Source organism: Fibrobacter sp. (assembly GCA_024399065.1).
Lineage (GTDB): Bacteria > Fibrobacterota > Fibrobacteria > Fibrobacterales > Fibrobacteraceae > Fibrobacter.
The window spans coordinates 45,434-56,271 of record JAKSIB010000022.1 but is presented as its reverse complement, the minus strand read 5'-3'; the positions used below and the strand labels follow the sequence as shown (position 1 = coordinate 56,271).

The window sequence follows — 10,838 nt, the reverse complement described above, 5'->3', positions numbered from 1 at the left end:
GTAGGTCGCTGCTGGATTCACGCCCCCCTCGAGGTAAACCTCAAGGGGGGCTTTTTTTATCCTCTGGTTGGCAAAAGGCGGCAGCGTTGAGCTGTCGCCTTTTCTGTTTGTGGCTAAGGTAAGGGTTAGCGGTGTTTGGCCTGGTAGGCAGCGAATGCCGCCTGGCTTTCGGCGCGGCTGGCGTCCATGAGGGCCTGGGAGGCGTTGCCGACCCACTTCTGGGGGATGGCTGCCGCGGCGGCACCTCCAGCGGCTCCAAAAGCTGCCCTATAAGCGCCACTAGCGTTGCCGTCTACAGCGAGTCCGTCTTCCAGGTCGGAGAGTTTGTCGTTTACATCGGCAAGTTGCTCGCTGGTGGCGGCAATGCGCTGCTGCAGAGCCTGCACGTCCTGATCGCTCAGGGCGAATCCATACTTCTCGAGGCGATGCTCAGCGAAGTTCAGACGTTTAATGAGCTTGTTCTTTTCGTTTTTCAGCTGGTAGTAGTTTTTCATAAAAATCTCCCTTTTTAGGATTGTCATGTTTCGCTAGAATCCATCGGCGAAAACTCGCTTTGCGCGATGGATACAATTATTGCTAGCGATTTTTGATCAAAACAATCCGTGGGTTTTTATAGAGCCCGCCGGGAGATTATTTTTTTATAAAACGACATTTGTCAATCGGAACAAAATCCAGAAGAACTTCTCCGATATTCGAAATATAGGAACAGAAATTCCAACCGTCAAGATTTAGTTATCGGAAGCTTGATTCCCGCCGTATACTTCCTTGCAGCGTTCAATGCCTTCGAGAAATTCTTCGCGGACTGTAGATTTGCACTGGGCTTCCTTTTCATCGCGGGCCTTGACGTCTGCTGCGTATTCCTCGGTTTCCTCTACGGTTCCATCGACGCATACAAATTTTGCGTTCTTCCCGCTCTTCTCGATGGTCTTGGGATAAGAAATTGTCGTAGCTCCAGAACATTGATTCATAGGTCCTACAATGCTTACTATGCCATACAGCGGCTGTTCCGGATTTAGAATATAATGCAATTCATCTTTAATGCAACTTTTGACAATATCCAAAATCGTGGGATCTTTTTCTATTTCATTATAAAGATCCTCTGAAGCTTGGTTGGACAATTTTTCACACTCAGATTCTGAAATGGCGTAATAGTCTTTATTGTATGTGTCTCGACTCTTGATTCCGCCGTGATCATCGCAATAGGTGGTAGTCTTGTTCAGGCTGTCGATAATCCCTGCTTCGTATTCTTTGCTTAGGCGAGCACTTTCTGCAACCACTCGGCTGTTACGTTCGTTCAATCCCTTTTTTGTATAAAGGGTATCGTGTACCCAGTGGGAAGGAAGGGTGTCAGGATCGGTGGGAGTTTCAAAATAGCTGCTGGGGCAGTTTGTATAAATCTTTTTGGGTGATGGGATCTGAGAGCCGTCGCAACAGGTGTACAGCGTGTCCATTTTTCCGCCGGCGCAACGTAGGTCGGAATTTTCCACCGCCAAGTTGAATGTTTCAGTGTCCTTGCAGGCTTCTTCCACACTCTGGTAGGAGCTGGAGCTTTCCGGCTCGGGCAAGGCTTCTTCACTGGAAGATGACGGTTCATCTCCAGATTCGATGGATGCGGAACTTTCCGGATTATTAGTGTCGGGGGAAACAGCGTTGCCCTTGTCTTCTCCGCAGCCTGCCCAGAGGATTGCCGCGGTGGCTAACATAACGTTTTTCCAACATTTGCGAATATTCATACTTAACCTCCCTTCATATTCACCAAAAGAAATGTATAAAAAGAATGCGGGAAAATTTTTTTCCGCATTTCAAATAGTGTTGTTTTTTGTTGTATGGCTCACAACCGCGAAAAATGATTCGAAGCCGCGAGGTTTTAGCAGCTTAGCCGTTCACCTTCCAGAGGGCGGGAATGGGGCTTGCGCTGTCGTAGATATCCTCGGCTTCGCGCATGGGCACGGACTTGCTCTTGAGAGGAAGCATGCGGTGAGCGTCTGCGTTGGCGGCACTATTGAATTCGACAGCCTTCTTGTACCAGCGAAGGGCGATGTTGTACATCTTTGCGCGTTCCAGGATTTTGCCCACGGCGATGTAGGCGCTACCGAATGCGGCGCTGTCGTCACCGGAGAACTTGTGGTACGCATCCAGTTCGCTTTCCCAGAAGTCCACTTCTTCGTAGCAAGGCGGTACCACGGTTTCAGCGATGGTCACGGCGTCCATGTTGCCGGCCTTGGCGGCTTCTGCGATGGCGACGATGGATTCTGCAAGTTCCTTACGGCCAGTCTTCTTTGCGATTTCAAGCCAGGGGGCCATGTAGCGGGTGACACCGTGGAAGGACTGCATGCGGGCAAGTGCAGCGTTTGCATCGGCGAGGCCTGCGTCCTTAGCCTTCTTGAACCAGATAGCGGCCTTGGCGTAGTCGCCTGCGGCTTCGCACTTCTTGCCGAAATCGTTTGCCATGTTGCCGGATTCTGCAGCGGAGATGGCGGCCAGTTCTTCGGCGGAGCTGCCGTCTTCATCAAGTTCGCTTGCGGAGAGGTACATTTCGTAGGCGGCATCCAGAAGGCCTGCCTTTACGAAGTAGGCGGCAAGGGCAAGGGAAAGCTTGCGGGTGTAGGGCGGATTTTCCAGCACATAGTTCTGCCAGTCTGCGGCTTCACCTGCGGGCGGCACAGCGTCAGATTCAGCACCTGCGGCAATGGCTGCGGCGTGGCCCTTGGCCTGGGCGATCTTGTCCATGGCCTTGCGGTAGTCGGGGGCTGCGGAGTCCAGGTCCGTTGCGCTTTCCATGAGGGCGAGGAGGGCCTTGGCGATGGCGAAATGACCTTGGTTCTTTGCCATGACCAGACGACTGTAGTAGCTAATGACTGCTGCGGTTTCCATATAAATACCCTCAATAAAAAAGATTCTTGAGACAAACGCCCCGATAGGTGTATAAATAGAATTTTTTGTGATTACCCGCCGGCCACCCATGGGAAAAACGGCCATTTTTGACATTTTATGACGTTCTGGCGATACTATATTTGTACGACAGACGGTTTGATTGTGCGTCTTCTTGAATAGGAGTCTTAAAACATGAAGTTTCTGCATTTGGCTGACTTGCATATCGGTAAGCGAGTATGCGAACATTCCTTGATAGAAGACCAGAAGTATATTCTTGGTGAAATTCTCAAGATTGTAGAAGTCGAGAATCCCGATGCAGTCCTTATTGCCGGAGATGTCTATGACAAGTCCGTTCCCAGCGCCGAGGCGGTGGATGTACTGGATGATTTCCTGGTGAACTTGTCTGCGACTGGCACCAAGACTTTTGTATTGAGCGGCAATCATGATTCCGCAGAACGAATCGCGTTCGGCGGCCGCCTTATGGCTGGCCGTAACGTGTTCATGTCCCCGGTTTATTCCGGCAGGTTTGAACCCGTTACCCTGAAGGATGAATTTGGCGAAGTTGATGTGTGGATGCTTCCCTTTGTCCGTCCGGCAAATGTGCGTGCTGGTCTGGGAATGGGTTCCGAGGCGGATGTAGAACGTGAAGAAGTTACAGACTATACCAGCGCAATTCAAAAGGCTGTCTCGAAAATGCAACGTACAGCCGGTCGCCGCAATGTTTTGGTTGCCCACCAGTTTGTGACAGGTGCACAGGTTGATGAAGGTGGATCCGAAGAATTCGTTGGTGGCTTGGATAATGTGGAAGCCTATGCATTCAATGGTTTTGACTATGTGGCCCTGGGACATATACACCGTAGCCAGAATGTGGTAAAGGATGGAAATGGTGTCGGTCGAATCCGCTACAGCGGAACCCCGCTCAAGTATTCCCTTTCCGAGGCATCCCATGTAAAGTCTGTGACTATTGTGGAACTTGGAAATGTGGGTTCCACCGCAGAGGAACTAGCAGAGTTGCAAATACGCGAAGTCCCTCTCACGCCTATGCGTGATGTCCGCAAGATTGAAGGTGAGTTTGCTGAATTGGTTTCTGCTGGATTCCGTGACGCCCAGGTTCGCGGTGGCAAGAGCCTTTCCGACTATGTCTACTGCGTTCTAACGGATGAAAATGATGTTTCCGATGCAGCATCCAAGTTGCGCGCCTATTATCCCAATTTGATGGCATTGTCCTATAACAATTCCCGCACCAGAAGTGTCGCGAATCTTGATTTTGAAAATGTAGATCAAAAGTCTCCCATGGAAGTGTTCAGCGATTTTTTCAAGGAGATGAATAATCGAGAAATGGATGAGGACGAAAGTAATTTTGTCAATTCTTTGGTTCAGGATATTTGGAAGGGGGAAAACTAATGAGACCTTTGAAACTTGTTATCACTGGTTTTGGCCCCTATGCCGAACGTACTGAAATTGATTTTGAAAAGTTGGGTACGCATGGCCTCTACTTGATTAGCGGCGATACTGGTGCCGGCAAGACTACCATTTTTGACGCTGTGACCTATGCTTTGTTTGGAAAGGCAAGCGGCAATAATCGTGATGATGCCAAACTTTTCCGTTGTTTGAACGCCAAGCCGGAAACACGCACCGAAGTGGAATTGACTTTCGCATACGATTGCAAGGAATACCGCATTTGTCGAAATCCGGAATATGAACGCCCTAAAACTCGTGGCGAGGGGATGACAAAGGAAGCCGCTTCCGTTACCTTCTTTTATCCCGATGAAAGTGGCAAGGTGACTGCGACGAGCCGCTCTGTTTCCAAGGACAAGGATGTCGCTGAAGCCGTAAAGGCTGTCATGGGTGGTTTGGATCGTGATCAGTTTACGCAAATCGCTATGATCGCTCAGGGCGATTTTATGAGCCTCCTCCTGGAAAAAACGGATAAGCGAAAGGAAATTTTCCGCAAGATTTTCAAGACAGATAACTTTGAAAAACTTCAGAGGAAGTTGAGCGAAGAGTCTGCCAAGTTTGGCAAGACTTGCGATACCTTGGTACAGACGGCTTGCACTTATGTTTCTGGCATTCAGTGTGGCGAGCAGTCGAATTATACCGAAGATGTATCTGAACAGGTCAAGATGGCCAAGGGTATGTGCATCGGTGACTGGGATGAAGTCTGCGAACTTTTGAAGAAGCTTGTCACCGAAGACGATGTTGTTGTAAAGGCTTCTGAAAAGGAACTGGAAAATCTTAAGGATAAAATTTCCGAACAGGACAAGGAACTTGGCAAGGCTAGTGGTGTCGTAAAGAGCCGTGGCGAATTGAAGAGTGCCCAGGAAAAGCTTCCTCAAAAAGAAGCTGAACTAAAAGAAAAACTTGATGCCAAGACTGCTCAGGAACAGAAACAGCCTGAACGTGATGAACTGCAGAAGCAGATTACCACCATCACAAATTCTTTGCCGCAGTACGATGGTCTGGAACAGAAGCGTACTGAGTTGAAGCAGAAGGAAGCTGCACTAAAATCCGGCCTAGAAAAATTCAATTTGGAAAGTGCAGCAGTTAAGGCACTGGAAACTGAAATTCAGAAATTGAAGATTGAACTTTCCACACTTTCCAATGCAGGCGCAAACAAGGTCAAGCTGGAAACCGATATCAAGGATCTGGAAAAACGCCAGGACGATATTAAATGTGTTGCAGTTCAGCAGAAAGCATATAATGAGGAATTGGACAAATTAAAGAAGGCTCAAGGCGAATTCCTTAAGGCTGAATCTAGTTACAGTGCATTTCATGACGAGTACGAAAATAAGCATCGTGCTTTCTTGAATGAACAGGCAGGCATCCTTGCGGACGCCTTGGAAGAAGGCTGTGAATGTCCGGTTTGCGGCTCTACTCATCATCCTCATAAAGCCTGCAAGTCCATGGAGGCTCCTACTCAGGCAGAACTTGAAATTTTGAAGGACCGCGTGTCTGTTGCGGAAAAAAATCGTAACGCTAAAAGTGAAGATGCTGCCAAGTTGAAGGAAAAGTGCGATGTCCTGAAAACTGCACTTCAGGAAGAATTGAATAGTCTCTTCGGGGAATGCGCTATTGAAGATGCAAAGGAACGTGGCAACGAAGAGTTTTTGAAAAATCGCGACGCGTTGCAGCGTCTCAATGGTGAGCTGGCTACAGAAACACAGAAGGTTGCTCGCAAGCAGGAACTGGAAAATCTGGAAGCAGGAATCCCTGCCAAGGAAAATATTCTGGAAAAGAAGCGTTCCGCCAATGAAGAACTTGGCCGCAAGAATGCTGCTGCTGATCAGGAAATTGAAAGTCTGAAGATTGCTATTGAAGATTTGCTTAAGGGACTTGCTTTTGAAAGTAGGGCTCTCGCCTTCAGCGAAATTCAGAAGTTACAGACATCTTTGAATGCATCCAGCAAGGCGCTGGAATCTGCAGTAGCTGCCTACAATGATTGTGTAGGTGAAGTCAAGGCTTTGAACGGCCAAATCGATGGTCTGAAAAAATCTTTGGAAGGCGCACCGGAATATGACTTGTCTTCGCTAGAAACTGCAAGCCAAGCGTTGAAGGATTTACAGCAAAAGAAAATTAATGTGTGGAATATCGCCTCCGGACGCGTGAAGCAGAATATGAAAACTCTGGAAAATATCCAGAAGCTTGCTGCTGACTTGGGTGATGCCAGCAAGAAACGTCAATGGCTCAAGAATCTTGCAGACACGGCAAATGGCGGCCTCAGCGGCCGTGAAAAGCTGATGCTGGAAACTTACGTACAGACTTCCTATTTTGACCGTATTATCCGTCATGCCAACAGACGCTTCCATCTTTTGTCCAACGGCCAGTACGAATTGATTCGCCGTGAGGAAGCTTCCAATAACAGGAGCCAAAGCGGTCTCGACTTGAACGTTATTGACCATGTCAGCGGTAAGCAACGTGAAGTGAAAACTTTGAGCGGTGGCGAAAGTTTCCTTGCGTCTCTATCGCTTGCCTTGGGCCTTGCCGACGAAGTACAAAGTTCCGCCGGTGGCATCCAACTGGACACCATGTTCGTGGACGAAGGCTTCGGTTCCCTAGACGATGAAAGTCTCAAGTCCGCCATCAATGTACTTCAGAATCTTGCCGGCGATCACCGCTTGGTAGGTATCATCAGCCATGTGAACGAACTTGAAAACAAAATCGAGAAGATTGTTCGCGTCACGAAGGACGAGAACAAAATCAGTCGTGTTCAGATAGAATGCTAGTTCAGCAGTCTCGAGACGCACAAGGCGAATTCGTCGCTATTGTCGATTACATACGAAGTTGAGTAGATTTTGCCGTCCTCATCGCTATAGGCGAATGTTGCCAAATCTTCTGCATTTTCGGCTTTGCACAGTTCCTTTGTGGGGGCTAAATCGGCATGTCTAAAATTACATGTGTCGCCTTGGATTTGAATGGTGGCTGAAATCAGCGCATTTCCGTCATTCAATGAATCTAGCTGCACGTGTTCTACATTTACTGTGATTTCTTTTCCCTTGAAGGAAAGTCTCTGGAAACGGTCGGTACTTTCGTGAATTACGATGCCCTGCCTATAAATCATGTCTTCCAGAAAATCGGGCGCCTTCTTAGTAAAATGCCAATGCCCGAAATTGCAGTTGTACCCTTCGGCACCGCAACTGTACAGATCATAAATGAAATAGGAATTGGCGAGATCAATTTCCGATTCAACAGGCTCCTGTTCAGAATTGTCGGCGTTTGACTGTTCCGTGGTGTAGATAAATTTGTCGGTAATCTCCATTACGTCTTCACTGCTGTCGTAATTCCAGGTACCGTAAAGAGAATTGTCGCCGCCAACCTTGGTATATGTGAGGGCGCTGGAAGGTCCCTCTTCCTTTTGCCACATGGTAAGTTTATTCGCCGTGAGTGTGTACTGCATTTCCAAGGTAAACTGCAATGACATAGTATCCCACTTTGTGGAATATTTTTCACCATCTTTAATAAGTTGGCAGGCGTTGTAGTAGTAATCAATCTGCATAGTCAAGGAATTTTCACTTTGGTCTATGCTGATGGGAAATTGCGAGTTCCATTTAGATTCGCCATTCGGGTTGCTAATGGATTCTTCACTGGTGCATGCAGCGAGAATGGCCATGCCGAGAAACGGCAAGAGCTTTATCTTGTTCATCTTAACCTCCAAAAAAAGTTGTGCAGATAATTTAATATACGAAACGAAAACGGCAAGGGTTTTTCTTCCCTTGCCTTCATTTTGCAAACAATTGTTTGCAAAATTTGATAGCGAGAGCGTTTATGCTCTCATTAGCAAATTGCAGCGCAAAGGCCCTTTGGGCCCATTGTTTGCAGAGCAAACTTCGCCTCAGCAATGTAAGCAAGTAAACTTGCTTCCGCAGCATTCGGCTTACATTTGCTTGCAAAATTTGATAGCGAGAGCGTGGCAAACCAACGCTACGTGGGGAATAGGAAGGTGTTTCGTAGGTCCTTTGCACAGTTACTGAATCCGGAAGCGGTTTCGCTGGCAGTGGAGGCGGTGCTGGCGATATAACGGTCGTCGCTGCCAAAGGAAATTCTGCCGTGATTATTGTGGTGGTCGTTAAAATCCAGGTTGAATGGCTTCAGAAGGTGTTTTTTCTTGTCAAGTTCACCACCGACAGTAGCGTTCTTCAGGGCTTTCGTATCGTTGCAATATTGTTCAAAAGCCTTCTCAAGATCAGGATTGGCGTCGATGATGGCTTGCCACACGTCAATGCTTCGCGTGTGGGGAGAGTTGTTTTTTGTGGGCGTCTTGTCGATGGCCTTGTGCAGGGCGCTTAAAATCGCGATGCCAAATTCATTCTCGTATTTTTCACCTTCATTTTCCGGCGCTGCCAAAAGTCCGTAGATTCCATTGCCCATGTTTTGCTTATTGAGTCTGCCCTTGAGGGAGGTGATTTTCCCGTTAGCCGTGTCAAGATCGAGCGTCAGTTGATTTATACGTTCGTTCTTTTCTGTGGCTTCCGTTTCGAGCCTTTCCAGCTCTTGGTCAAAGTGTTCGCAGAATTCCTTGACATCGCCTCTGGCGGCTTCCTTTGCGCGGGCTTCGGCGCTATCGGCACGCTTCTTTAGTACCCTGAGACGTTTCTTTTGCTCTTCGATATTTTGGATGTAGGTTTTCTGGTTCTTCTTTAAGTCGCGATTGATATTTGTGAGCTGCTCGTTCTTTTCGGACAGTTCCTCGTTCTCGCTTTTGTATTTTTCCAGTTGTTCTTGGAGTTTTGCAATGTCCTGGGAGGTTTCGGACTCTGTAGCTGTTGATGATTCAGCTTCAGGGCTGTCAGCTTCGACGTTTGTCGAGGTTTCAATAACCGCGGTCTCTGCGTTTGGCGCAGCTTCGTTCACGGCCTCGGTAACCGCGTTTTCGGCGGATCGCACTTCCATGGTATCTACATGGAGAAACTTTCGTTGATAGTTGATAATTCTTAAAATCCAGTGGAGAGGAGTCTGGTCCAGCAGAATTCGCGGAGCAGATGATGTCCACGTGAAAGGAGTGCTTTCCTTGATTATGTTTCCGTACAGTATGCTCCATAGAGAGAAGAATTTTTTCTCTATGGGCTTGCCTTGCGGAAAGTTCAACATTGTTACGTAGATTTCGCCTGTGAATTCTGAGTCACCGAAGCGCATGACCATCTTTGTTTTTACTGCGCAATCGCCCTGCAGAAGCAAGGTTCCTTCAAAGAGGAGGCCTAGCATCTTTCGGCTTCCATTGATGAATTCGTCACTTATGATTCCTTCGATACAGGGACTACTGAGATCGCCGTCCGAAGAAATGAATCTTTGTGCAGCCTCGACAATGCTGATATCCGATAAACGCCTTACACCATCTTCCCATGAAAGCAAACACTGCTTAAGAACATCGGCAGTTGTTGGGCGTGCAGAGAAATGTGAAACTAGAGTCAGAGTCATAGAATTAAAATACAAATGCCATAATGAAAAAAGTTGGCACAGCCGTAATAAATTTTGGGTGAAAATTTATTCTGTTGAAAGAAAAAGGCAAGGTTTTTTTCGCCCTTGCCTTCATTTTGCAAACAATTGTTTGCAGGAATCATCTGCGAGAGCACTCGTGCTTTCGTTGGAAAACGGCTTATTTACCACGGCCTCCCTTGTAAAGCTTGTTGTTAGGGTTCAGCTGGTTTGCGCGGTTATTCACGGCAGCGGTATAAGCCTTGTTGAAACCGCTTGTGCCCTTGTTTGCGTTCAGCTGGTTTGCGTGATTGTTGAGGTTGGTCTGCTTGGACATAGAAGTCTCCTTTGGGGTTGGGGTTTGTGAGTTAGCCGTCAATGATGGATGCGTAGGTATCTTCATTGATGGTGAAATTAAGTTCGTAGGAATCCATGCCATCTACTTTGGGATTGGCCTTGATATTGACCTGGCGCTTGGAATTTACCTGGGCGGAAAAATCGGTATTGATGTGGGTGGGACGGTAGTACTTGCCGATGGAATCAAGCTTAACGGAGTCGCTGCAGAGAATCAGATTCTCCAGATTCGTTCCGTATTCTTCGGGAATATCTTCCAAACCGTTCTTACCATTATCGTACCAGTGTTCAGGAACCGGTTGTACGTTCAGAATAAACGGAACCTGGCTACCATAGGGCTGCCACAATGTAATATCAAATGCGCCCTTCATGCCCAGCCAAATGGAAGACGTCAAGAAAACATCATTGCCGGTTTCCGTGAGCGAATAACCGTTTACATTGTCGTAGGAAATAAGGCCTTGCTGCTTAAAGAAAAACAGGATGTTCTTTACGGCCGACTTGCGTGCTGCTCCGTTATCGCAGAACAAATCACGGCTGATGCCTTCTTCGTTTGTGTGAGGGTGTTCCTCGATATAGCGCAGGAAAGGGAGAACCCAGGGATTCTTACGCTTGATTTTAATTTCGCCCTTGACCAGGTAGTTTTTAATTTCATTGTCGATGTAGAGTTCCATAATGAAGTCTCCTTTTAGTGTTGTTCTGTA

The 10,838-nt window shown here is 47.5% G+C and carries 9 protein-coding genes; 2 read left to right on the top strand and 7 right to left on the bottom strand.

From position 1 onward, the window contains the following. Nucleotides 1–125: 125 nt before the first annotated feature. From MJZ25_11125 to MJZ25_11115, 3 genes are all read right to left on the bottom strand, one after another. Nucleotides 126–521, bottom strand: a complete 396-nt coding sequence (locus tag MJZ25_11125; protein ID MCQ2124726.1) for a hypothetical protein — start codon at nt 519–521, stop codon at nt 126–128. 207 nt (nt 522–728) lie between these two features. Beyond that, the gene (locus MJZ25_11120; protein MCQ2124725.1) at nt 729–1,733 is read right to left on the bottom strand and encodes a hypothetical protein; all 1,005 of its coding nucleotides are present in this window, start codon (nt 1,731–1,733) and stop codon (nt 729–731) included. Between the two features lie 142 nt (nt 1,734–1,875). Next, nucleotides 1,876–2,874 (bottom strand): hypothetical protein, encoded by a 999-nt coding sequence (locus MJZ25_11115; GenBank protein MCQ2124724.1) that lies wholly within the window; start codon nt 2,872–2,874, stop codon nt 1,876–1,878. A 192-nt stretch (nt 2,875–3,066) separates the two neighbouring features. Here MJZ25_11115 and MJZ25_11110 point away from each other — a divergent pair, with 192 nt between their 5' ends. Further along, nucleotides 3,067–4,278, top strand: a complete 1,212-nt coding sequence (locus MJZ25_11110; protein ID MCQ2124723.1) for an exonuclease SbcCD subunit D — start codon at nt 3,067–3,069, stop codon at nt 4,276–4,278. Continuing rightward, a complete protein-coding gene (locus tag MJZ25_11105; protein ID MCQ2124722.1) occupies nt 4,278–7,097 on the top strand; it encodes an SMC family ATPase in 2,820 nt (939 codons plus the stop codon). The genes MJZ25_11110 and MJZ25_11105 overlap by 1 nt, the downstream gene beginning before the upstream one ends. On the opposite strand, the gene MJZ25_11100 is transcribed toward MJZ25_11105, so the two are convergent. From MJZ25_11100 to MJZ25_11085, 4 genes are all read right to left on the bottom strand, one after another. Then, nucleotides 7,094–8,014 (bottom strand): hypothetical protein, encoded by a 921-nt coding sequence (locus MJZ25_11100; GenBank protein MCQ2124721.1) that lies wholly within the window; start codon nt 8,012–8,014, stop codon nt 7,094–7,096. The two genes, MJZ25_11105 and MJZ25_11100, sit on opposite strands and share 4 nt — an antisense overlap. Nucleotides 8,015–8,292: 278 nt before the next feature. Then, entirely contained in the window at nt 8,293–9,786 is a 1,494-nt protein-coding gene (locus tag MJZ25_11095) for a hypothetical protein (protein MCQ2124720.1), read from the bottom strand. Between the two features lie 178 nt (nt 9,787–9,964). Continuing rightward, nucleotides 9,965–10,120, bottom strand: coding sequence for a hypothetical protein (locus MJZ25_11090; GenBank protein ID MCQ2124719.1), 156 nt, complete (start codon nt 10,118–10,120; stop codon nt 9,965–9,967). Nucleotides 10,121–10,151: 31 nt separating this feature from the next. Continuing rightward, a complete protein-coding gene (locus tag MJZ25_11085; GenBank protein MCQ2124718.1) occupies nt 10,152–10,808 on the bottom strand; it encodes a hypothetical protein in 657 nt (218 codons plus the stop codon). Between the last annotated feature and the right edge of the window lie 30 nt (nt 10,809–10,838).

Bases quoted from the DNA above. Each gene is read 5' to 3' on its own strand.
- MJZ25_11125 (MCQ2124726.1), bottom strand. From the start codon at position 521: ATGACAATCCTAAAAAGGGAGATTTTTATGAAAAACTACTACCAGCTG.
- MJZ25_11120 (MCQ2124725.1), bottom strand. From the start codon at position 1,733: ATGAATATTCGCAAATGTTGGAAAAACGTTATGTTAGCCACCGCGGCA.
- MJZ25_11115 (MCQ2124724.1), bottom strand. From the start codon at position 2,874: ATGGAAACCGCAGCAGTCATTAGCTACTACAGTCGTCTGGTCATGGCA.
- MJZ25_11110 (MCQ2124723.1), top strand. From the start codon at position 3,067: ATGAAGTTTCTGCATTTGGCTGACTTGCATATCGGTAAGCGAGTATGC.
- MJZ25_11105 (MCQ2124722.1), top strand. From the start codon at position 4,278: ATGAGACCTTTGAAACTTGTTATCACTGGTTTTGGCCCCTATGCCGAA.
- MJZ25_11100 (MCQ2124721.1), bottom strand. From the start codon at position 8,014: ATGAACAAGATAAAGCTCTTGCCGTTTCTCGGCATGGCCATTCTCGCT.
- MJZ25_11095 (MCQ2124720.1), bottom strand. From the start codon at position 9,786: ATGACTCTGACTCTAGTTTCACATTTCTCTGCACGCCCAACAACTGCC.
- MJZ25_11090 (MCQ2124719.1), bottom strand. From the start codon at position 10,120: ATGTCCAAGCAGACCAACCTCAACAATCACGCAAACCAGCTGAACGCA.
- MJZ25_11085 (MCQ2124718.1), bottom strand. From the start codon at position 10,808: ATGGAACTCTACATCGACAATGAAATTAAAAACTACCTGGTCAAGGGC.